The organism is Curtobacterium sp. ER1/6 (genome assembly GCF_001742745.1).
In the GTDB taxonomy this organism is placed as follows: domain Bacteria; phylum Actinomycetota; class Actinomycetes; order Actinomycetales; family Microbacteriaceae; genus Curtobacterium; species Curtobacterium citri.
This window is the reverse complement of the sequence record NZ_MJAK01000002.1, coordinates 216,159-238,129: the sequence shown is the minus strand read 5'-3', so window position 1 is coordinate 238,129 and position 21,971 is coordinate 216,159. Positions and strand designations below refer to the sequence as shown.

The 21,971-nt window shown below is 71.9% G+C and carries 17 protein-coding genes and 1 tRNA gene; 11 read left to right on the top strand and 7 right to left on the bottom strand.

Annotation, left to right across the window (positions count from 1 at the left end; genetic code table 11):
* Positions 1-56: 56 nt before the first annotated feature.
* A complete protein-coding gene (gene nudC, locus Cus16_RS05435) occupies positions 57-992 on the top strand; it encodes an NAD(+) diphosphatase (protein ID WP_069711619.1) in 936 nt (311 codons plus the stop codon).
* Positions 989-2,731, top strand: coding sequence for an ATP-dependent helicase (locus Cus16_RS05430; protein WP_141718823.1), 1,743 nt, complete (start codon positions 989-991; stop codon positions 2,729-2,731). The genes nudC and Cus16_RS05430 overlap by 4 nt, the downstream gene beginning before the upstream one ends.
* On the opposite strand, the gene Cus16_RS05425 is transcribed toward Cus16_RS05430, so the two are convergent.
* Positions 2,622-3,479, bottom strand: coding sequence for a TOMM precursor leader peptide-binding protein (locus Cus16_RS05425; protein WP_069711618.1), 858 nt, complete (start codon positions 3,477-3,479; stop codon positions 2,622-2,624). The two genes, Cus16_RS05430 and Cus16_RS05425, sit on opposite strands and share 110 nt — an antisense overlap.
* A 60-nt stretch (positions 3,480-3,539) precedes the next feature.
* Positions 3,540-4,955 (bottom strand): zinc-dependent metalloprotease, encoded by a 1,416-nt coding sequence (locus Cus16_RS05420; protein ID WP_083263732.1) that lies wholly within the window; start codon positions 4,953-4,955, stop codon positions 3,540-3,542.
* Positions 4,956-5,080: 125 nt separating this feature from the next.
* Between Cus16_RS05420 and Cus16_RS05415 the strand changes: the two genes are divergently transcribed.
* From Cus16_RS05415 to Cus16_RS05400, 4 genes are all read left to right on the top strand, one after another.
* Complete coding sequence (locus Cus16_RS05415; protein WP_069711617.1) at positions 5,081-6,190, top strand: PDZ domain-containing protein; 1,110 nt, start codon at positions 5,081-5,083, stop codon at positions 6,188-6,190.
* A gap of 270 nt (positions 6,191-6,460) precedes the next feature.
* On the top strand, positions 6,461-9,454 hold the full coding sequence (locus tag Cus16_RS05410) for a UPF0182 family protein (RefSeq protein WP_189319535.1): 2,994 nt from the start codon (positions 6,461-6,463) through the stop codon (positions 9,452-9,454).
* 63 nt (positions 9,455-9,517) lie between these two features.
* Positions 9,518-9,594: transfer RNA gene (locus Cus16_RS05405), tRNA-Met, on the top strand.
* A 73-nt stretch (positions 9,595-9,667) separates the two neighbouring features.
* On the top strand, positions 9,668-10,483 hold the full coding sequence (locus Cus16_RS05400) for a carbon-nitrogen hydrolase family protein (RefSeq protein ID WP_069711616.1): 816 nt from the start codon (positions 9,668-9,670) through the stop codon (positions 10,481-10,483).
* A gap of 896 nt (positions 10,484-11,379) precedes the next feature.
* Here the strand turns inward: Cus16_RS05400 and Cus16_RS05395 are convergent.
* Positions 11,380-12,582: an aminotransferase class I/II-fold pyridoxal phosphate-dependent enzyme gene (locus Cus16_RS05395; protein WP_069711615.1), complete on the bottom strand. Its 1,203-nt coding sequence runs from the start codon at positions 12,580-12,582 to the stop codon at positions 11,380-11,382.
* A gap of 177 nt (positions 12,583-12,759) precedes the next feature.
* On the opposite strand from Cus16_RS05395, the gene Cus16_RS16815 reads away from it, so the two are divergent.
* The 5 genes from Cus16_RS16815 to Cus16_RS05370 all read left to right on the top strand — a co-directional run bounded on the left by Cus16_RS16815 (position 12,760) and on the right by Cus16_RS05370 (position 18,981).
* A complete protein-coding gene (locus tag Cus16_RS16815; RefSeq protein ID WP_083263731.1) occupies positions 12,760-14,721 on the top strand; it encodes a S1C family serine protease in 1,962 nt (653 codons plus the stop codon).
* Between the two features lie 200 nt (positions 14,722-14,921).
* A complete protein-coding gene (locus tag Cus16_RS05385; RefSeq protein WP_069711614.1) occupies positions 14,922-15,965 on the top strand; it encodes a glycosyltransferase family 2 protein in 1,044 nt (347 codons plus the stop codon).
* 7 nt (positions 15,966-15,972) lie between these two features.
* Entirely contained in the window at positions 15,973-16,791 is an 819-nt protein-coding gene (locus tag Cus16_RS05380; RefSeq protein WP_069711613.1) for a CDP-alcohol phosphatidyltransferase family protein, read from the top strand.
* Positions 16,788-17,696 (top strand): glycosyltransferase family 2 protein, encoded by a 909-nt coding sequence (locus Cus16_RS05375; protein ID WP_069711612.1) that lies wholly within the window; start codon positions 16,788-16,790, stop codon positions 17,694-17,696. Before Cus16_RS05380 ends, Cus16_RS05375 begins: the two co-directional genes overlap by 4 nt.
* 52 nt (positions 17,697-17,748) lie before the next feature.
* Complete coding sequence (locus Cus16_RS05370) at positions 17,749-18,981, top strand: hypothetical protein (RefSeq protein WP_069711611.1); 1,233 nt, start codon at positions 17,749-17,751, stop codon at positions 18,979-18,981.
* Positions 18,982-19,007: 26 nt separating this feature from the next.
* Here Cus16_RS05370 and Cus16_RS05365 read toward each other — a convergent pair whose 3' ends face one another.
* The 4 genes from Cus16_RS05365 to Cus16_RS05350 form a co-directional block, all read right to left on the bottom strand.
* Entirely contained in the window at positions 19,008-19,319 is a 312-nt protein-coding gene (locus Cus16_RS05365) for a hypothetical protein (RefSeq protein ID WP_069711610.1), read from the bottom strand.
* 108 nt (positions 19,320-19,427) lie between these two features.
* Positions 19,428-20,198, bottom strand: a complete 771-nt coding sequence (locus Cus16_RS05360) for an ABC transporter ATP-binding protein (RefSeq protein WP_069711609.1) — start codon at positions 20,196-20,198, stop codon at positions 19,428-19,430.
* Positions 20,198-21,022, bottom strand: coding sequence for an ABC transporter permease (locus Cus16_RS05355; protein WP_083263729.1), 825 nt, complete (start codon positions 21,020-21,022; stop codon positions 20,198-20,200). The genes Cus16_RS05360 and Cus16_RS05355 overlap by 1 nt, the downstream gene beginning before the upstream one ends.
* Before the next feature lie 43 nt (positions 21,023-21,065).
* Positions 21,066-21,761, bottom strand: coding sequence for an NTP transferase domain-containing protein (locus Cus16_RS05350; RefSeq protein WP_069711608.1), 696 nt, complete (start codon positions 21,759-21,761; stop codon positions 21,066-21,068).
* Positions 21,762-21,971 lie beyond the last annotated feature (210 nt).

Sequence of the window (21,971 nt, the reverse complement as noted above, 5' to 3'; positions counted from 1 at the left end):
GGGTCCCGCCGGACGACAGCCGGAGACCCTGTCCCGACCGCAAGGAGCGCCCTGCCGTGACCGTCGAGTTCGCCGCAAGGCTCCCGCTGTCCCGCAACGAACTCGACCGTGACGCGGAGTTCCGGACCACGCCGGACCTCGAGCGCGTCCTCCGGGACGACCCGTCGACGCGGTGGCTGCCGGTGCGCGGCGCCGACCTGCTCCGCGAGCCGGACGGTGCGCTCCGCTTCGTCGACGTCACGGCCGTCCCGGAGGACGCCGTGGTGCTGTACCTCGGCCGCGCGGTCGCGGACGCCCCCGACGCCCCCGCCGGGACGCGCTTCGTCGCCGCGCTGCTCGGCACGGCCGCGGCCGAGGCGATCGAGTCCGACGACGACGCGTGGGCGAGCCTCCGCATGTTCGGCACCGAGCTGTCCGCACGCGACCAGGGCCTCGCGGTCGAGGCCGTGGCGATGGCCAACTGGCACGCCGTGCACGGGTTCTCGCCGCGGACCGGCTCGCCCTCGACGGTCGTCAGCGGCGGGTGGGTCCGCCGCGACCCGGAGGGGCACGAGATCTTCCCGCGCACGGACGCGGCGATCATCGTCGGCGTGACCGACGCGGACGACCGCATCCTGCTCGGCTCGAACGCGGCGTGGGACGCCGACCGGTACTCGCTGCTCGCCGGGTTCGTCGAGCCGGGGGAGTCCCTCGAGGACGCCGTGCGACGCGAGGTCTGGGAGGAGTCCGGCGTCCGCGTCGAGGAACCCGAGTACCTCGGGTCGCAGCCCTGGCCGTTCCCCGCCTCGCTCATGCTCGGCTTCCGTGCGCGTGCCCTGGACGGCGACCCGTCGACGGTCCGCCCGGACGGGGTCGAGATCCTCGACGTCCGGTGGTTCTCGCGCGACGAGGTCCGCGAACGCGCCGGTGACACCCTGCTGCTGCCCGGCCGGACGTCCATCGCCCGCGCCATCATCGAGGAGTGGTACGGCGGGCCGCTCGACCTGCCGTGACCGACGGACGCCCCGCCCCGGTGCGGCTGACCTCGCCCGACGAGCTCCTCGCCGCGCTCGACGCCGAGCAGCAGACCGTCGCTCGCACCCTGCTCGGCCCGGTCGCGGTCCTCGCCGGCGCCGGGACCGGCAAGACGCGGGCGATCACGCACCGCATCGCGTACGGGGTGGCGACCGGCACCTACTCGCCGAACCACGTCCTCGCGCTGACCTTCACCACGCGCGCCGCGGGTGAGCTGCGCTCCCGGCTGCGCGCCCTCGGTGCGGGCACCGTGCAGGCCCGGACGTTCCACGCCGCCGCGATGGCGCAGCTCAGCTACTTCTGGCCGGACACCGTCGGCGGGCACGCACCCCGGATCGTCGAGTCCAAGGGCCGGGTCATCGCGCACGCGGCCGACACCGTGGGGATCCACGTCGACACCCCGGTCCTGCGCGACCTGGCGGCCGAGGTGGAGTGGCGCAAGGTGCAGATGCTCACGTACGACGAGTACGAGGCCGCCGCCGTCGACCGGGTGATGCCACGGGACACCCCGGCGCGACGCGTCGTCGACCTCATGCGCGCCTACGAGCAGCTCAAGGACGACCGGCGGCAGCTCGACTTCGAGGACGTCCTGCTCGCCACGCTCGGGATGGTCGAGTCGGAGCCGCGCGTGGCCTCGTACGTGCGGCAGCAGTACCGGTTCTTCGTCGTCGACGAGTACCAGGACGTCTCACCCGTCCAGCACGACCTGCTCCGTGCCTGGCTGGGCGGTCGCGACGACGTGTGCGTGGTCGGTGACGCCAGCCAGACGATCTACTCGTTCGCCGGGGCCTCGAGCCGGTACCTGCTCGGCTTCGGCTCGGAGTTCCCGCGGGGATCGGTGCTGCGGCTCGAGCGGAACTACCGGTCCACGCGCGAGGTCGTCCACGCGGCGAACACCCTCATGCGCGGACAGCCGGGTGCGCTCGACCTCGTCGCGCAGACGGCCGAGCCGGGTCCTGCGCCCGAGGTCCTGGCGTGCGTGCACGACGGGGACGAGGCCCAGACCGTGGCACGGCGCATCGGCGAGCTCGTCGCGGGCGGCGCCCGGTTCGGCGAGTGCGCCGTGCTGTACCGCGTGGGGGCGCAGGCGGCCGCGCTCGAGTCCGCGCTCGGTCGTGCCGGGATCCCGTACCGCGTGCAGGGCGGCACCCGCTTCTTCGACCGGCCCGAGGTCAAGCTCGCCGTGCACCACATGCGCGGCGAGGCGGTCCGGCAGACGGACGACGAGCTCACCCGACGCGTCGGGCTCGTGCTGCAGCTGAGCGGCTGGACCCCCACCCCGCCCGACGGCACCGGCGCCGTCCGCGACCAGTGGGAGGCGCTGCAGGCGATCATGGGCCTGGCCGAGGCGTCGCCCGAGGGCACGACGATGCAGCAGTTCACGCAGGACCTCGTGGACCGTGCGGCGACCCACCACGAGCCGGAGCTCGACGCGGTCACGCTCGCCACGCTGCACTCGTCGAAGGGCCTGGAGTGGCCGCACGTCCTGGTGGTCGGTGCCGCCGAGGGGCTGCTGCCGATCTCGCACGCGTCCACCGACGACGAGGTCGACGAGGAACGGCGGCTCTTCTACGTGGGCCTCACCCGTGCACGCCGGTCCGTCACCGTCACGTGGTCGCGACAGGGTTCCACGCGAGGGGGTGCCCGGGCCCCGAGCCGGTTCCTGGCAGCGCTCGACACGCACACCGCGGGTGCGGAGCCACCGGCAGCAGGCTGACGGACAGGTCGTCGCGGTCGAACACGACCTGGTCCGTCCCCGGCTCCTGCGTCGTGCTCGGCAGCCGCTGCACGAGCATCCGGGTGGCGGCGGACGCGAGCGCGGCCAGCCGCCACGGTGACAGCGGCGCCGCCGGTCGTCCCCAGACCTGCGCGGCGAGTGCCGGCCACGCCGGGTCGGCGTCGACGCGTGCGTACTCGACGCACTGCAGGCACGGGCCCTCGCCGGGCACGAGCACCGGACCGAGGCGCACCCGGCCGTCGCTGACGACGAGCGCGAGGTGCGGCGTCCCGCGACGTGCCCAGGCCGCGCGGAGGGCCGGGTCGACGACGTGGTCGGCGACCACGAGCGCGAGGGACGGCGGCGGGTCGGGGAGCACCACCGGGCCGCCGCGCGGCGCGGCGGTCCTGGCGACGGTGACGCCCTCGCCGGAGAGGAGCTCCGCCACCGTGTCGGCGAGGGCGCCCGACCCGTGCACCTCGACCCGCGCGAGCGGTTCGGGCAGCACCTCGACCACGGCGGGCGAGGCGTCGCCGAGGATCCGCGCGGCGACCTCCGGGCGGCACCCGGTCGTGGCGGCGAGTGCGGTCAGCGCGTCACGGCTCGTCTCGCGGCGGAGTGCGCAGAGGAACCGTTCCTCGGCCGTGGACGGCACCGGGACGACGGCACGCGGCGGGTCGACGCCGAGCTGCACGGTCCCCGGGTCGCGCCAGACGAACTCGAGCGTGGGGTCGATGCGGATGCCCATGTCCCCACCGTGACGGAACGGCCGGCCCCGACGGGACCGGCCGTCGCCATCTGTGGAGAACTACTTGGGCGAGTCCCCGTCGCCGTCCCGGATGCCGCCGTCCTCCGGGCCGCCTGCTTCGTCGATCCCACCCGCTTCGTCCTCGCGCGGACGGTCGCCGGTCGTGTCGTTGAGCAGGTCCTCGAGCGCCCGGTCGAACGCGTCGTCCTCGGCGGACCGGCCGGGGTTGCGGAGCCGCAGGACGAAGGCCTCCGGGTCGTCGACGTCCTCGGAGGTGGGGACGGCGTCGAAGTGCGCCCACAGGGCGTCGCGCTCCTCGGCACCGAGCTCGTCCGTGACCCGCTGCCAGAGCGCGGCGGCCTCCCGGAGGCGGCGGGGCCGCAGCTCGAGCCCGACCAGCGTCGCGAACGCGGACTCGGCGGGGCCACCGGCGGCACGGCGGCGACGGACCATCTCGGCGATGGCGTCGGACCGCGGCAGGCGGACGGTCGCGGCGGCGGTGACGGTGTCGACCCAGCCCTCGACGAGCGCGAGCATCGTCTCGAGGCGGCCGAGCGCGGCCTCCTGCTCGGCGGTGCGCGGCGGGATGAGCGCACCCGACGCCAGTGCGTCGCGGAGCTGCTCCTGGTTCGTGGGGTCGATCTCCGACGCGAGCTCCTCGACACGGTCGAAGGGGATGTGGATGCCGCGCGCGTAGTCGGTGATCGACGAGATGATGTGCAGCCGGAGCCACTTCGCCGACCGGAAGAGCCGCGCGTGCGCGAGCTCCCGGACCGCCAGGTAGATGCGGACCTCGTCCTCGGGGACGTCGAGGCCCTCGGCGAACTCGGCGACGTTCTGCGGCAGGAGCACCGCGACCTGCTCGTCGAGGAGCGGGACGCCGACGTCGCCACCCGAGACGACCTCCTTCGCGAGCTGACCGACGACCTGGCCGAGCTGGACCGCGAACAGGGCACCGCCCACGCCGCGCATCGCCTTCGAGACGTCGCCGAGCATGGCCTTGAGCTGCTCCGGCGCGCGCTGGTCGATCGCCTCGGTGAGGGCGTTCGCGATGCTCAGCGCCACCGGCTCGGCGATCTGCGCCCACACCGGGGTGGTCGCGCGCGCCCACTGCTCGCGCGTCCAGATGCTCGGCGTCGCCGTGAGCTCGGGGACCGAGGTCGCCTCGTCGAGCCACAGCGCAGCCACCTGGAAGGCCTGCCCGGCGGCCTGCGAGGTCGCCGGGTCCACCGGGTGGCCGCCGTCGCGGGCGATCGCGGTCGCGCGCTCCGACGCGACCGAGAAGTCGATGCCGTCCCCGCCGGACTGCGCGGCCCGCTGCAGCTGACTCATGAGGTTTGCCACGAACGCCGGGTCGTTCGGCAGGCCGGCCGCGCCCGCGAGCTGCGACGGGTCGATCTGTCCCTCTCCGGAGAGCAGCTTGCGCAGCATCTCCTGGAAGTCGTCGTCCGGACCCCGCTGCGGTTCATCAGGCATGCCGACTACGCTAATCGCTGCTCACGGGACCGCGCCTGGGATGCCCCCGTGGGGTCGCCCGAACCGCTGCGCCGAGGGCGAACAGCCCGTGCACGCGCGGGCGCCCACCCCGTGGAAGGACGTCCGTGACCCTCTTCGCCCCTGCGCCCCGTCGCCGCTCCCGTTCACGTACCGTCGGGTGGGCGTTCGTCGTCGGGGCCGTGGTGCTCGGGCTCCTGGCGAGCTTCCTGCCGAGCCCGTACCTCATCGAGGTGCCGGGCCCGGTGTACAACACCATCGGCACCCAGCGGCAGGGGCAGGGGAAGGACGCGAAGGACGTCGAGCTCATCCAGATCGACGGCGCGCGGACGTACCCGACCGCGGGCGCGCTCGACATGCTCACCGTCGGGATCCAGGGCGACGCGACGAACCGACCGTCGTGGACGAGCGTCATCCGGGCGCTGTTCTCGCGCTCCGAGGCCGTCATCCCGGCCAGCGCGGTCTACCCGGAGGGCACCACGACCGAGCAGGTCAACCAGCAGGACGCCGCGGACATGCAGTCGTCGCAGCAGTCGGCCGTCGCCGCCGCGCTCATCCACCAGGGCGAGGACCTGCCCACCCGGCTCGAGGTCGGCTCGGTGCAGGAGGGGTCCGCCGCGGACGGCGTCCTCCGCAAGGGCGACGTCATCACGGCCTTCGACGGGCACCAGCTCACCACGAACGTCGACGCCGGTTCGCTGCGGGCGGCGGTCGCGGACCACGGGACCTCGTCACCGGCCACGGTCACCGTCGAGCGCGACGGCACGAGCCGCACCGTCGAGGTCACCCCGCGCGAGGAGCAGGGCACCGCACTGCTCGGCGTCGGCGTCATCGAGCACTACGAGTTCCCCTTCGAGGTGACGATCGCCCTGCAGGACGTCGGCGGTCCGTCCGCGGGCATGATGTTCGCGCTCGGGATCATCGACGAGCTGACGCCGGGCAAGCTGAACGGCGGCGAGCACGTCGCCGGGACCGGGACCATCACGGCCGACGGCGAGGTCGGACCGATCGGCGGCATCCGCCAGAAGCTGTACGGCGCGAAGGACGCCGGCGCGACCGTCTTCCTCGCGCCCGCCGAGAACTGCGACGAGGTCGTCGGTCACGTCCCCGACGGACTCGACGTCTACAAGGTCGCGACGCTGGACCAAGCCGTCACCGACCTGCAGACCATCGCGTCCGGGAAGAGCACCGCCGGTCTGGCGCGCTGCACGTCGTAGCACTGCACGTCGTCGGACCGGCCACCCGGTCCCCGCGACGTGCGCGCACGTCGCGATCCGCGCCTCCCGTCCGGACGGCCTGGAGGAGCGGATCACCTTCCTGAGTCCCCGCACAGCTTGGCTGTCGGCGGGGACCCGTAGGATCGGTGCACTGACGGCCCGCCGCGCCGGGCCCGCCGGTCCGACACGTCTGGAGCACATCAAGTGACGACAACCTCGTCCACCTCGGCTCCCTCTCCTTCTGGGCGGCGCTCGCCGCGGGTCCCGATCGTGGTCACGATCATCGTGCTGGCCGCACTGGTGATCGGCTTCTTCATCTTCGCCAGCCTGTACACCGACTACGCGTGGTTCGCGCAGCTCGGCTTCCAGCAGGTCCTCACCACGAGGTGGGTCGCGAGCACCCTGATGTTCGTGGCCGGGTTCCTCGGCATGGCCGTCCCGGTGTACGTGAGCATCGCGCTCGCGTACCGGTTCCGCCCCGTGTACGCCAAGCTCAACTCGCAGCTCGACCGCTACCAGCAGGTCATCGAGCCGCTGCGCCGGGCCGTCGTGATCGGCATCCCGGTGGTGCTCGGCCTCTTCGCCGGGCTCGCGACCGCCGGTCGCTGGAGCATGGTCCTCGAGTACTTCAACCGGACGTCGTTCGGCAAGAAGGACCCGCAGTTCGGTCTGGACATCGGCTTCTACGTCTTCGAGCTCCCCTTCTGGCGCTCGATCGTGGCGTACTCGTCGGCCGTCGTGCTCCTCGCCGGCATCGCCGCGCTCGCCGCGACCTACCTCTACGGTGCGCTCCGCTTCGGCGGGCGCGAGGTCCGCATCTCGCGGGCGGCGCGCATCCAGCTGGCCGTCACGGCCGCCGTCTACGTCGCGCTCCAGGCCGTCAGCCTCTGGCTCGACCAGTACGCCGCGCTGACGAAGGACAACCCGCTCATCACCGGTGCGCAGTACACCGACGTCAACGCGGTGATCCCCGGGCGCGAGATCATGGCGGGCATCGCCGCCATCGTCGCGATCCTCTTCATCGTGACCGCGGTCATCGGCCGCTGGCGCATCTCGATCGTCGGCACCGGCCTGCTGCTGGTCGCCGCGATCGTCATCGGCGGGATCTACCCCTGGATCGTGCAGCGCATCCAGGTCAAGCCCTCCGAGCGCACGTACGAGTCCGCGTTCATCGAGCGCAACATCAAGGCCACGCGCGACGCCTACGGGGTGAGCGGCGTGCAGGAGCAGAACTACGACGCCACCACCGAGGTCACCTCGGGGGCGCTCGCGCAGGACGCGCAGACCACGGCGAACATCCGCCTGATCGACCCGAAGATCGTCCCCGACACCTTCAGCCAGCTGCAGCAGTACCGGCAGTACTACCAGTTCCCGCGGGAGCTCGACGTCGACCGGTACGACGTGGACGGGCAGACCGAGGACACGGTGATCGCGGTCCGCGACATCGACCTCGAGGGCCTGAGTGCCCAGGCGAACACGCAGTACAACCGCACGTTCGTCTACACGCACGGCTTCGGCGTCACCGCCGCCTACGGCAACCAGCGCGCGAGCGACGGCAAGCCGGTGTTCCTCGAGTCGGGCATCCCCGCGAACGGCGCCCTCGGCGACTACCAGCAGCGCGTGTACTTCGGCGAGTCCTCGCCGCCCTACTCGATCGTCGGCGGCCCCGAGGGGACGAAGAACGTCGAGCTCGACTACCCGGCCGGTTCGGACGACAGCGACGGCGGGAACGCCACGACGACGTACCAGGGCAACGGCGGGCCGAGCCTCGGCGGGTTCTTCAACCGGCTCGTCTACGCGGCGAAGTTCCAGTCCGAGCAGATCCTGCTCTCCGACGCGGTCAACCGCGACTCGCAGATCCTCTACGACCGCGACCCGATCCAGCGTGTGCAGAAGGTCGCGCCCTACCTGAAGCTCGACGGCGACGCCTACCCGGCGATCGTCGACCACCGCATCCAGTGGATCGTGGACGGCTACACGACGAGCGACGCGTACCCGTACTCGCAGAGCCAGAGCATGTCGGACAGCGTCAACGGCACGGACTCGTCGGCGTTCCGCACCGACCAGGTGAACTACATCCGCAACTCGGTGAAGGCCACCGTCGACGCGTACACGGGCAAGGTCACGCTCTACGCGTGGGACACCCAGGACCCGGTGCTGAAGACCTGGCAGAAGATCTTCCCCGGCACGACGGAGCCGGTGTCGCAGATGAGCGCCGAGCTGCTCGACCACGTGCGCTACCCGACCGACCTGTTCAAGGTGCAGCGGTCCATCCTCGGCACGTACCACGTGACCAACGCGAACTCGTTCTACTCGGGTGACGACGCGTGGAACACGCCGCAGGAGACCACGACGGGCACGACCGAGAGCGACACCGACTCGACGGCGGACAACGTCTCGCAGACGACGACCAACGCGCTCGGCACCCAGACCACGGCGACGCAGGGCAACCTGCAGGACCCGTACTACCTGACGATGAAGGTCCCGGGGCAGGACACCGCGTACTCGCTCTACACGACCTACATCCCGCAGCAGTCGGCCGGGGCGAACAACCGCAACGTGCTCACCGGGTACCTGGCGGTCGACTCGGACGCCGGTGGTGCCGGCAAGGGCGAGAAGGGTGCCAACTACGGCAAGCTCACGCTCCTGACGATGCCGAAGACCGACAACATCCCGGGTCCGGCGCAGGTGCAGAGCCTCTTCAACGGTGACACCACCGTGTCGCAGGAGCTGAACATCCTGAAGCGGGGCAACTCGACGGTGAAGCAGGGCAACCTGCTGACGCTGCCGGTCGGTGGCGGCTTCCTCTACGTGCAGCCCGTCTACGTGCAGTCGACGTCGAGCGGGTCCTACCCGCTGCTGCAGAAGGTGCTCGTGGCCTTCGGCGACAAGATCGCGTTCGAGGACACCCTCGACCAGGCACTGAACAGCCTGTTCGACGGCGACTCCGGCGCGGCTGCCGGCGACCAGGGCGCTGCGGACGGTTCCGGCTCGTCGTCCGGCTCGGGGTCCACGGACACCGGCGGCTCCTCGAGCGGGTCCACCGGCGGGACCTCGGGTGGCGCCAGTGGCGGTTCGTCGAGCGGCGGTTCGTCGAGCGGCACCGCGAACCAGGCGCTGCAGAAGGCGTTGAACGACGCCAAGAGCGCGCTCGACGACCGCCAGCAGGCGTACGCGGACAACGACCTGGTCGCCGCTGCCGAGGCGGACGAGCGCCTGCAGCGGGCGATCCAGGCCGCCACCGAAGCCGACAGCGGCAACTGACACGCCGTGGCGGGGCACTCGATTTGTGCCCCGCCACGGGCGTGTGTAGGCTGTAAGACGTGCCGCGGGGTGGAGCAGTTCGGTAGCTCGCTGGGCTCATAACCCAGAGGTCGTAGGTTCAAATCCTGCCCCCGCAACCAAGCGTCACCAGAAGGCCCCGGTCCACTCGGACCGGGGCCTTCGTCGTGTGCGGCGCCCGGGTACGCTCGCCGGATGGGCACCCTCACGATCGCCGCCGCGCAGTTCGCCCCCGTCGACGACACCCTCGCGAACCTCGGAACCGTCAGGTCCGCCGCCGAGGACGCTGCCGCCCGCGGGGCCGACCTGCTGGTCACGCCCGAGTACACGTCGTGGTTCGCCGCGGAGATCGACGACCGGTTCGTCGCCGCAGCGGAACCGCTCGACGGGCCGTTCGTGTCCGGGCTGCGTGAGGTGGCGCGGACGGTCGGCATCGCGCTCGTGGTCGGCGTCGCCGAGACGGCCGACGTGCCGGGTCGGTTCCGCAACACCCTCGTCGCGGTGCACTCCGACGGGTCGATCGCCGCGACCTACCGGAAGGTGCACCTGTACGACGCCTTCGGGTCGCGGGAGTCCGACCGGATCGAGTCCGGCGCGGTCGACCAGGTCCCCGTCTTTGAGCTCGGCGGGGTGCGGATCGGGCTGGAGACCTGCTACGACCTGCGCTTCCCCGAGGTGACCCGACGGCTCGCGGCTCCGGAGACCGGCGCGGCGGACGTCGTCGTCCTGCCGGCCGAGTGGGTCCGCGGTCCGGGGAAGGAGCACCACTGGCGCACGCTGCTCACCGCTCGGGCGATCGAGAACACCGTCTGGGTGGTCGGCGTCGGCCAGACCGGTCCGGTGGGGATCGGTGGGTCCGTCGTCGTCGATCCGTCGGGCGTCGCGGTCGCGGCAGCCGGTGCTGCGCCGGGCCTGCTGGTGGCGACGATCGACACCGCGACGACCGAGGCGGTCCGCGCGGTCAACCCGTCCCTGGCGCTCCGGCGCTTCGACGTGGTGCCGCGGAGCTGAGTCCCGGCCGGGGCGGCCAGGGTCTGGTGCCCCGACGGCTCTCCGGTCGCCGGGGTGCGCGGGCTGGGCGGCGAGCGGGCTCGGTTGTGTCGTTGCGTCGTTGCGTCGTTGTGTCGTTGCGCCGTTGCGCCGCGTTGCTGCGCCGGGGCGCTGCGGGTCCTGCGTCCTGATCGGCGCTGCAGGGCGTCCGGGGGCGAGCGGGCGGAAGGCGCACCAGGGCGTCGGTGACGGCGCACGTTCCGCCCGTTCGTGCAGTCGGGTGCTCCCGTTGCGGTGACCGTCCTCGCGTCCGGCGCGCGAGCGGGCGGAAGCGTCGCGGGGACGGGAGCGCGCCAGCAGGTTCGGCCCGTTCGGGGACGTGGGCGGACGTCGTGGATCCGGTGAACGTCTTGGACGTCGGGGCCGGCGAGCGGGCGGAAGCGACTGCGACGGCGTGGTCCCCGGACGTGTTCCGCCCGCTCGCAGCCAGGCGGGCGGGTTCGTGCGGGCGGGGAGGGGGCGGGGCGGACGCTGGGCTCGGCGGGCGGGCGGAATCGCCACCGGACACCCCGACGGGGTGCAGGATGCGCCCGCTCGTGCCCGCGGGCGGAGCGCTGTGTCGGCGAGCGGGCGGTTGAGGAGCTGCCCGAGCTCGACGCGCACCCGGTTCGCCCGCTCGGAAGCGTGACCGTCCGGGTCGGGACGATCGGCCACCGCGGCCGACGCAGCGGAGCGGTCGTGGGCTTCCGTGAGCGTGCGGGATCCGTCGTCAGCGACCGGTCAGCGGCGCAGGAAGCGCCCGCTCGACGCGGACACGGGTCCGGACGCGAGCGGATCGCGACCGGCACGCACTGTGACCGGGACGCAGCCGGTCAGCACGCAGCCGGTCAGCACGCAGCCGGCCGGGGCGCGGCGGCTCAGCGCGCGGGCGCGATTGCCGCGAGGCGCGTCGCCGCCTCGGCGAGCACGCTCCGCCGCTTGCAGAACGCGAACCGGACGAGGGACCGGTAGCCCGACGCGTGTTCCGGCCGGACGAACGCGGAGACCGGGACGCCGACCACGCCGGCGAGTTCCGGGAGGCTGTGGCAGAACGCCCGGGCGTCCTCGTGGCCGAGGGGTGCGGTGTCGGCGATGACGAAGTAGCCGCCGTCCGGGCGCAGCACGTCGAACCCGGCGGACCGGAGGCCGGCGGCGAGCAGGTCGTGCTTGGCGGACAGGTCCTGCGCGATGCCGTGGAAGACCTCGTCAGGGAGTCGAAGTCCGACGGCGACGGCGGGCTGGAACGGAGCGCCGTTCACGAACGTCAGGTACTGCTTCACCGACACGATCGCCTCGACGAGCGCGGGTGCGGCGGTGAGCCAGCCGATCTTCCAGCCCGTGGTGCTGAAGGTCTTGCCAGCGCTCGAGATCGTCACGGTCCGCTCGGCGGCTCCGGGGAGCGTCGCGATCGGCACGTGCGGCGTGGCGAAGGTCAGGTGCTCGTACACCTCGTCCGTGACGATGAGCGCGTCGTACCGCTCGGCGAGTTCGACGACGGTGGCGAGGACCTCGCGGGGGAGCACCCGGCCGGTGGGGTTGTGCGGCGTGTTCACCAGGACGACCCGGGTCTGGTCGGAGAACGCGGCGCGCAGGGTGTCCTCGTCGGGCAGGAAGTCCGGTGCGGTGAGCGGCACCGTGACGTGCGTGCCCCCGGCGAGCCGGATGAGCGCACCGTACGCGTCGTAGAAGGGCTCGAAGGTGACGACCTCGTCCCCGGGTTCGACGAAGGCGAGCAGCGTGGCGGCGAGGGCCTCGGTCGCGCCAGCGGTGACGAGGACCTCACGCTCGGGGTCGACGTCGATCCCGTACCAGTGCGCCTGGTGCTCGGCGACGGCGGCGCGGAGCCTCGGGGTGCCCCGGCCGGGCGGGTACTGGTTGACGCCCTGCCGGATGGCCTCGACGGCCGCGTCGAGCACGACGGCGGGGCCGTCCTCGTCGGGGAAGCCCTGTCCGAGGTTCACGGCGCCGGTGGCGGCGGCCAGGGCGCTCATCTCGGCGAACACGGTCGGCGCGGGGACGCCGTCCGGGCCGAGCAGCATGGCCCCCTCTGCGGCGCGCAGCCACGGTCCGGTGCGGTGCATGGGTCCTCCGTGCGCTCGACGTCGCGGTCCGTCCCAACCTAGCGCTCGGGCGGCACCGAGCCCGGGAGCCTCCCACAGCCGACGCATAAGATCGCCATAGGTCGCTTGCAGCCCCAGCAGGAGCACCGCACAGGTGGGTCCGGAAGACTGCACGAGCTTGAAAGGAGCACGTCCAGCATGACCGACACCACGCCTCACGGCCAGGGCGACGACAACCGCCCCCAGGACACCGACCACCGGGCCGCAGCCGAGGACGCCGCGCGCGACACCTCCGGCGAGGGCACGTCGGCGCCGGACTTCTCCCAGGAGCCGAACTCGCGCCTCACGGACCACGACCACACCGACGCCATCGGCCACGGTCGCGCCGACGAGACCGACGTCATCTCGACGCCGGGGGACCACCCGACCGACCGGTACACGGCGCCCTACCCGACGATCGGCGGCCGGTCGGACACCGACTCGCAGCAGACGAGCCCGTACGGGTCGGACAACGGCCACCACAGCCAGCAGCAGTACGGGCAGGGCCAGTACGGCCAGGACCAGGGTCAGTACGGGCAGAGCCAGTACGGCCAGGACCAGGGTCGGTACGGCCAGAGCCAGTACGGCCAGGACCAGAGCCAGTTCGGCCAGAGCCAGAGCCAGTACGGCCAGAGCCAGGGCCAGTACGGCCAGAGCCAGTACGGCCAGAGCCAGGGTCAGTACGGCCAGGACCAGTACGGCCAGCCGCGCTACGGCGAGTACGCACAGGGCGACTCCCGGTACGGCACGACCCACGACGCTCAGTACCCGGGCAGCGCCCAGTACCCCGGCTCCGCCCAGGCCCCGGCCTCCGCCAGCGCCTTCGGCGACGTCGACGGCTCGAACCAGCGCAACGGCCACTACTTCGGCGGTGCCGCCACGGGCGCCGCGGCGGGAGCAGCCGCCGGCTCCACGACGAAGCAGCGTGAGGGCCGCAACAAGCTCGTCCTGCCGATCGTCGCCGGCCTCGTCCTCGCCGGCCTCGTCGGCGGTGGCGCCGGCTGGGCCGCGGGTGCGTCGCACGGCGGCAGCGGCACCGTCGTCGGTTCCGGCTCGTCGCAGAGCGGTGGCAACCTCACGGTCAACGACTACAACAACGCCACCGTGGTCACCGCGGTCGCCGCACAGGCCACCCCGTCCGTCGTCACGATCAACGTGTCGTCGGGCTCCGCGGGCGGCACCGGCTCCGGCGTCGTGTTCAGCAAGGACGGCTACATCGTCACGAACACGCACGTGGTGACGCTCGACGGAGACAGCGCGAACGGCACCATCACCGTGACGACGTCCGACGGCAAGATCTACCCGGCGAAGCTCGTCGGCACGGACCCGACCGTCGACCTCGCCGTCATCAAGATCGACGCGACCGACATGAAGCCGATCTCGTTCGCCGACTCGTCCGACCTCAACGTCGGCGACACCGCGGTCGCGATCGGTGCACCGCTCGGCCTGTCCAACACCGTCACCGACGGGATCGTGTCGACCCTCGACCGCAGCATCCAGGTCGCGTCGAGCGCCCCCAGCCAGGGCGGCGACTCGAACGAGGGCGGCAACGGCAACGGCAGCCCGTTCGAGTTCCCGGGCAACGGTGGCGGCTCCGGCACCAAGACCACGGTCTCGCTCCCGGTCATCCAGACCGACGCGCCGATCAACCCGGGCAACTCGGGTGGTGCGCTGCTCGACTCCAAGGGCAAGCTCATCGGCATCAACGTGGCGATCGCGAGCGCCGGCAGCTCCCAGTCGTCCGACTCCCAGTCGGGCAGCATCGGCGTCGGCTTCTCGATCCCGTCGAACCTGGTGGAGCGGGTCGCGAACGAGATCCGCGAGAACGGGTCCGCCACGCACGGGCTCCTCGGCGCGACGGTGGGCGACGCCTCCGAGGACGCCAACGCCACCCAAACGGGCGCACTCATCAAGTCGGTGTCGTCCGGCGGCGCGGCGGCCGACGCCGGCCTCCAGAAGGGCGACGTCGTCACGAAGATCGGGTCCGCGACCGTCTCCGACGCGACCGACCTGACCGCGCAGGTCCGGTACTTCGCGGGTGGCGCGAAGACGACGATCACCTACGTGCGTGGCGGGGAGACCCGCGAGACGAACGTGACGCTCGGCACCTACAAGGGCTGACGCGGGACACGACGGACGGGAGGCGCGGTGCCGGCTGGCACCGCGCCTCCCGTCCGTCGCACTTGGCGTCCGGTGCCGTACACGGGTACCGGGAGCGGCGCAGGTGGGCGTTCCGGCCGCTTGATAGGCTCAGTGCTGCTCTCCGGGGCGGTGCCCCGTCGTGGTGCGCCCCGCGCACCAGCCCCGATCCCGAGGACCGCATGCAGACAGACGGACAGCCCCTGCCCGGGGTCTCGTACGTGATGCCGGTGCTCAACGAGGTCACCGAGGTCCGCGCCGCGGTCGCGAGCCTGCTCGAGCAGGACTACGCCGGCCCGTTCGAGGTCATCCTCGCCCTCGGCCCGTCGATCGACGGCACGAACGAGCTGGTCGCGGAGATGAGCGCCGCCGATCCCCGTGTGCGTGCGGTCGAGAACGTCGTCGGCTCGACGCCGGCCGGCCTGAACGTCGCCATCCGGGCGTCGGTGCACCCCGTCGTGATCCGCGTCGACGCGCACTCGGTGCTGCCGGCCGACTACACGCGCATCGCGGTCCGCGTGCTGCTCGAGTCCGGGGCCGACAACGTCGGCGGGATCATGCACGCCGAGGGGCGGACGCCGTTCGAGCGCGCGGTGGCCCTGGCCTACGGCAGCCGCGTCGGACTGGGTGGCACGCCCCACCACGTCGGTGGGAAGGCGGGTCCGGCCGAGACCGCGTACCTGGGCGTCTTCCGGCGCGAGCGCCTGTTCGCGGTCGGCCTGTTCGACGAGGGCATCAAGCGCGGGCAGGACTGGGAGCTGAACCGGCGTCTCCGCCAGACCGGTGGCACGGTGTGGTTCACACCCGAGCTCGTCGTGACCTACCGTCCGCGGCCGAGTCTGCGACGGCTCGGACGGCAGTTCGTGGCCACCGGCCTGTGGCGCGGGGAGCTCGCCCGCCGGTTCCCTGCGAACAACGGGCTCCGGTACTTCGTGCCCCCGGCGATGGTCGCCGCGATGGGGCTCGGTGTCCTCGCCGGCATCGTCGGCGTCGTGGGTGCCGTGCTCGGGTCCCCGGTCGCCTGGGCGATGCTCGGGTTCGTCGTCCCCGCGGTCTACCTCGTCTTCGTCGTGCTCGGTGCCGTCCTCGTGGCGCGGCGCTCGGGCCTGCCGACCATGCTCTGGCTGATCGTCGTGCTCCCGTGCATCCACGTCGGCTGGGGCATCGGCTTCATCATCGGGTTCCTCACCCGGACCTCCGAGCTGACCACGCACACGGGACGGTGACCTGACCTTGACCGACGACATCACCGGCCGCGGCAGCGCCCGGCCCTCCTCGATCGCGGAGCTCCGCGCGGTCGCCCAGCCGGACGAGGTCCGCTCGCGCGCGAACGCGGAGCACTGGACGGCGTCGCTGTACCTGCGTGACGTCTCCCCGTACCTGACCTGGCTGCTGCTGAAGACGCGGGTCTCGGCGAACCAGGTGACCGGTCTCATGATCTTGGTCGGCTGGAGCGTCGCCGCCGCACTGCTGATCCCGGGGATCTGGGGGGCGCTGCTCGCCCTCGTGCTCGGACAGCTGCAGATGCTCGTCGACTGCTGCGACGGCGAGGTCGCGCGGTGGCGGGGCACCCGGTCGCCGGCCGGCGTGTTCCTCGACAAGGTCGGGCACTACACGACCGAGGGGCTGATCCCGATCGCGCTCGGCGTCCGGGCGGCCACGTGGCCGATCCACGGTGCGGACTGGATGTGGACGACCATCGGTTGCGCCCTCGGACTCGTGATCGTGCTCAACAAGGCGCTCAACGACATGGTGCACGTCGCCCGTGCGAACGCCGGGCTCGAGAAGCTCGTCGACCGCCGTGACGCCGGCACCGTGCCCTCCGGTCGGCGGCTCGCGTCGCTCCGCAAGGCCGCGCGCTTCCTGCCGTTCCACCGGCTGTACCACTCGGTCGAGCTGTCGATCCTGGCGTTCGTCTTCGCCCTGCTCGGACTGGTGATCGGCCATCCGCTCGCCGACCGGATCCTCGTCGGCGCGCTGCTGCCGCTCGCGGTCCTGGCGACCGCCGGACACTTCCTCGCGATCATCTCGTCGAAGCGGGTCCGGGCGTGACGCCCGGCACGACCCGGCGCCACGCGGTCCCGCACCGCGAGCGGCCCCGCATCGCGGTCGTCAGCCTGTCGCAGGGCACCCGGCCGGACGACCTCCGCCGGGGCCTGGAGAGCGTCCTCGCACAGCAGGACGTCGAGCTCGACGTCGTCTGCGTCGGCAACGGCTGGGCGCCCACCGGTCTGCCGGAGGGCGTGCGTGCGCTCGCACTGCCCGAGAACGTCGGGATCCCGGCCGGTCGCAACGCCGGCGCCGAGGTCGTGGACGGCGACCACGTGTTCTTCCTCGACGACGACGCCTCGATCCCGTCGCCGACCTTCCTGCGCGATGCCGTCGCGCTGTTCGAACGGGACCCGTCGCTCGGTCTCGTGCAGCCGCGGGTGGTCGACCCGTCCGGCGTCGCCAACCCCCGCCGCTGGGTGCCGCGCATCCGCAAGGGTGCACCGACGGACTCGTCGCCGGTGTTCTCCGTGTGGGAGGGCGCCGTGGTCCTGCCGATGGACGTCTACCGCGCGGTCGGCGGCTGGGGTGCGCCGTACTTCTACGCGCACGAGGGCATCGAGCTCGCGTGGCGCGTCTGGGACGCCGGTCGACGCGCCTGGTACGCCGGGGACCTCGTCGCCCACCACCCCGCGATCGACCCCGCGCGGCACACCGAGTACATCCGGCTGAACGCCCGGAACCGGGTGTTCCTCGCCCGGCGCAACCTGCCCGCGGTGCTCCGTCCGCTGTACGTCGGCTCGTGGGCCGCGATCCAGGTCGCGCGCTGGTGGCGACACCCCGGTCGACTGCGCACCTGGTTCGCCGGTGTGCGCGAGGGCTGGACCGCCGACTGCGGAGCGGCGCACACGATGGGGTGGTTGACCATCGGCCGGATGTCGCTGGCGGGTCGCCCGCCGGTCGTCTGACCGCAGCGACTCCGGCGCCCGACAGCACAACCGACGTACCCTGAGGACCACCATGCCCGTCACGAAGGACATCCGGACCGCCATCCGCCTCGCCCAGCGCCTGGTGGCGTCGCGACGCAGTCGTCGCGAACTCGCCCGACGGCTGCCGTCCGTGCCCGCCCTCGCGCCGGGATCGATCGAGATCGCGGTGTACTTCGCCGACGGCCCGGTGAACATGTACCAGGTGCGGCAGTGGTACGCCCCGCTGGCCGAACTCGCCGCCGAGCACCCGGTGGCCATCGTCTCCCGCAGTCCCGGCACCATGACCACGCTGCTCGACGAGTCGCCCGTCCCCGTGGTGTACGCCCGTCAGGTCGTCGACCTCGAACGGTTCGTCGACGAGCAGGCACCGAAGATCGTCCTGTACGTCAACCAGAACGCCCGCAACTTCCAGATGATGCGGTACGGCCGAATGTGGCACGTCTTCGTCAACCACGGCGAGAGCGACAAGATGTACATGACGACGAACCAGTTCAAGGCGTACGACCACGCCCTGATCGCAGGTGACGCGGCACGCGAGCGCCTGGCCGCGGCGCTCTGGGGCTACGACGTCGACGCGCGGACGACCGCCATCGGTCGCCCCCAGGCGGACCACTTCGCCGGTGCCGTGCCCTACCCCGCGGACGACCGCACGGTCGTGCTCTACGCGCCGACGTGGGAGGGCGACCGGGCGGCGGCGGCCTACGGGTCGATCGCGACGCACGGCGTGACGCTCGCGGAGCGGCTGCTGGCGTCCCCGCGGCACCGGCTCGTCTACCGGCCGCACCCGCGCAGCGGCGTGCTCGACCCGACCTACCGCGCCGCGCACGAGCGAATCGTCGGCGCGATCACGACGGCGAACGCGGCCGATCCGTCCGCCCACCACGTGTACGACGACGGGCCCGAGCTCGGGTGGCAGCTCGCCGACGCCGACGTCGCCGTCACGGACATCAGCGCGATGATCTACGACCGGCTGGCCGTCGGGAAGCCGCTCATCGTGACACGGCCGGCCGCCCCGGGCGCCGACGTCGACGAGCGCGGGTACCTCGGCGACGCGAACTGGTTGCACGCCGCCGACGCGGGGGACGTCGTCGCCCGGGTGGACGCTGCCGCGACCGACGCGGAGGAGCTCGCGAAGCTCCGTCGCTGGGTGCAGCACTACTTCGGCGACACCACACCGGGCGTGGCGACCGCCCGCCTGCACGCCGCGGTGGACCAGCTGGTGGCTCGCTGGCACGAGGAGGCGGCGGCGCGCGGCGGGTCCTGACGGCACGGCGTCGGCCGTGCCGGCCGTCAGGAGGCGAGTCCGACCAGACGGTCACCGACGAGCGACATCCGCCAGAGGTACTCGGAGCGGTCGGGACGTCGCCACCGGACGACGACGATGCCGGTCTGTTCGGGGTCGGCACCGAAGACCGCGATGGACAGCGACCGCCCGGGGTCGAGCTGGTTCACGGCGAGCGGCGGGCAGTACCCGTTGCCGAGGTGGGTGAGCGAGATCGCGTGGAGCGGTTCGGAGCCGGTGTTCACCAGGTCGTAGCGACGTGGTGCCCGGGATCGGTCGACGGTGAACGGGACTGCGTATGCCGTTGGTGGGTGGTGCATGGGCGACACGTTAGGGGGAGGGGCCGACGTCGGGGGCCTCGGGCGACCGGTGCGCCGGTCGGCCTGTGGAGGAGCGTCGGGCGGCTCCCGGTGTGGAGGAGTGGTGGGTCAGGCACCGTGGTCCGCGGCGTACCGGGTGAGCGCCGCCTCGATGGTGTCGTCGAGCTGCAGCCGGCCCTTGTCGAGGTACAGGCCGCGGTCGCAGAACCGGCGGAGGTCCTTGTCGCTGTGGGAGACGAAGAAGAGCGTCCGGCCCGCGGCGAGCAGCTCCTCGATGCGCTTGTAGCACTTCTCGCGGAAGCCCTTGTCGCCGACCGCGAGCACCTCGTCGACCAGGATGACGGGTTCGTCGAGCCGCGAGATGACCGCGAACGCGATGCGCACCTTCATGCCGCTGGACAGGTGCTTGTACGGGGTGTCGACGAAGTCGCCGATCTCCGCGAAGGCGATGATCTCGTCGAACGCCGCGCGGATCTCGGCCCGGGACATGCCGTGCAGACCGGCCGTGAGCCAGACGTTGTCGCGTACCGACAGGTCGCCGACGAAGCCGCCCGTGATCTCGATGAGCGGGGCGACGCCCGCGTTCACCTGCACCCGGCCCTCGTCCGGGAGCATGACCTGCGCGACGAGCTTGAGCAGGGTCGACTTGCCCTGACCGTTCCGACCGACCACGCCGATGGCCTCGCCCGGACGGACGTCGAACGAGACGTCCCGGAGCGCCCAGAACTCGTCCGCGCGCTTCCGACGGTCGCTGCCGGCGAAGAGGTCCTTGAAGCTCCGGCTCGCGCGCCGGTTCCGCTTGAACCGGATGCCGGCGTCGCGCACCGAGATGACGGGGGCGACCGTGGTCGAGGGCGCAGTCCGGTCGGTGGTGGTCATCACAGCTCCTTCAGCACGCGGTGCTCGCTGCGCCGGAACACGACCAGCCCGACGACCAGCACGACGACGGTGACGACGACCGACACCCCGACCTCGAACCAGTTCAGCTGGTCCGGGAAGAAGGCCGATCGGTAGATCCCGAAGATGCCGCTCAGCGGGTTGAGGGCCGCGATGTCGCGCAGACGGTCGGGCAGCGCGTGGGTGCCGTAGATGATCGGCGACGCGTAGAAGAGGAAGCGCAGCACGAGCTTGACGGCCCGCTCGAGGTCGCGGAAGAACACGACGAGCGGCGCGACGATCAGGCCGAGGCCGTAGACCAGCGCGCACTGCAGGACGATGGCGAGCGGGTAGAGCGCGAGCTCCCAGTGCACGGTCGCCCCGGTCGCGATCGCGAACACCGCGAGCACCGGCAGGCTGAGGAGGAACTCGATTCCCTTCGACGCGTCGACGCGTGCCACCCAGATGCTCCGGGGGATGGTCGTCGACCGGATGAGCTTGCTCTCCTTGATGAAGGCACGCGTCGAGTCGGAGACCGCTCCCGTGAACCACATCCACGGCAGCAGGGCCGACAGGAGGAAGACGATGTACGGTTCCTCGCCGACCGACCCGCGGTGGAAGACCTGGGTGAAGACGAACCAGTAGATCGCCGACATGACCAGCGGGTCGAGGATCGACCAGAAGTACCCGAGTGCCGACGTGGAGTACCGGACCCGCAGGTCACGGACCGTCAGCAGCCAGAGCGCCTGACTGTAGCGCCGCCCGGCGCTCCGGGACGACGGCGGAGCGGTCGTCGCGGGCACGGTCGGCGCACTCGCTGTGGTCACGGCTTCCCTCCGGGCGGTACCGCCGAGGGACCCTGACGGTGGCTCAGGCGAACAGCTCGTTCGCGCGCTCGAGGTCCTCGGCGAAGTCGATCTCGACCGCGTACAGGTCGGAGATGTCGATCGGCGACCAGCGTAGCCCGTCCTCGGCGATGGCTGCCTCGATGCCGCCCTCGAAGTACTCCTGGTCGTCCACGCGGCCGAGCTGGCGGATCAGTGCCTGCTTGTCCTGCGAGGAGACGTAGTTGATGCCGACGGCCTCGCCGAGACCGCCCACGACCTGCTTCGACAGCTTGTGGATGCAGCCGTCCGCGTCGACCGTGTACTTGACCTCCTCGTCGGAGACCTTGTCGGTGTTGACGCTGACGAAGGAACGGTCCTGGTCCATCATGTCGGCGGCACGCACGAGGGCGCGCGGGTCGAACACGACGTCGCCGTTCATCCAGAGGACCCCGCTCTTGCCGGTCGCCTTGAGCGCACGCAGCAGGCTCTTCGAGGTGTTCGTGGAGTCGTAGGACTCGTTGTAGACGAAGTTCGCCTCGGGGAAGGCCTCGACGATGTACTCGGACTTGTACCCGACGACGATCGTGACCCGGGCGCTCGACCCGAAGGCGGCGCGGATGTTGTCGAACTGCTGCTGCATGATGGTGCGGCCGTCGCTGAGTTCGGTCAGCGGCTTCGGCAGGCTGCGGCCGAGGCGGCTGCCCATCCCCGCGGCGAGGATGACGATCTGCGTGGTCATGCTGGTCCCTTCCGGTGTCCGCCCGCACGCCCCGGAGGGCGCGGGCGGGCCTCGTCAGTGTGCTCGCGCAACGTCCGAGTTCTCCGAGAACGTCCGGGAACCGCGCCTTCCGGCGGGCGACGAATCGATCGGGGAACCCCGCGCGAGCAGGTTTCCAAGTGGTGAACACTCCGTCGTGCCCTGGTGAATGATACGGAACGAGCGGCCGTC

What these genes read in the sequence shown, in the direction of transcription:
- Cus16_RS05360 (WP_069711609.1), bottom strand. Translation starts at nt 20,198, where the DNA reads ATGACCACCACCGACCGGACTGCGCCCTCGACCACGGTCGCCCCCGTC.
- Cus16_RS05370 (WP_069711611.1), top strand. Translation starts at nt 17,749, where the DNA reads ATGCCCGTCACGAAGGACATCCGGACCGCCATCCGCCTCGCCCAGCGC.
- Cus16_RS16815 (WP_083263731.1), top strand. Translation starts at nt 12,760, where the DNA reads ATGACCGACACCACGCCTCACGGCCAGGGCGACGACAACCGCCCCCAG.
- Cus16_RS05400 (WP_069711616.1), top strand. Translation starts at nt 9,668, where the DNA reads ATGGGCACCCTCACGATCGCCGCCGCGCAGTTCGCCCCCGTCGACGAC.
- Cus16_RS05425 (WP_069711618.1), bottom strand. Translation starts at nt 3,479, where the DNA reads ATGGGCATCCGCATCGACCCCACGCTCGAGTTCGTCTGGCGCGACCCG.
- Cus16_RS05395 (WP_069711615.1), bottom strand. Translation starts at nt 12,582, where the DNA reads ATGCACCGCACCGGACCGTGGCTGCGCGCCGCAGAGGGGGCCATGCTG.
- Cus16_RS05350 (WP_069711608.1), bottom strand. Translation starts at nt 21,761, where the DNA reads ATGACCACGCAGATCGTCATCCTCGCCGCGGGGATGGGCAGCCGCCTC.
- Cus16_RS05365 (WP_069711610.1), bottom strand. Translation starts at nt 19,319, where the DNA reads ATGCACCACCCACCAACGGCATACGCAGTCCCGTTCACCGTCGACCGA.
- Cus16_RS05420 (WP_083263732.1), bottom strand. Translation starts at nt 4,955, where the DNA reads ATGCCTGATGAACCGCAGCGGGGTCCGGACGACGACTTCCAGGAGATG.
- Cus16_RS05385 (WP_069711614.1), top strand. Translation starts at nt 14,922, where the DNA reads ATGCAGACAGACGGACAGCCCCTGCCCGGGGTCTCGTACGTGATGCCG.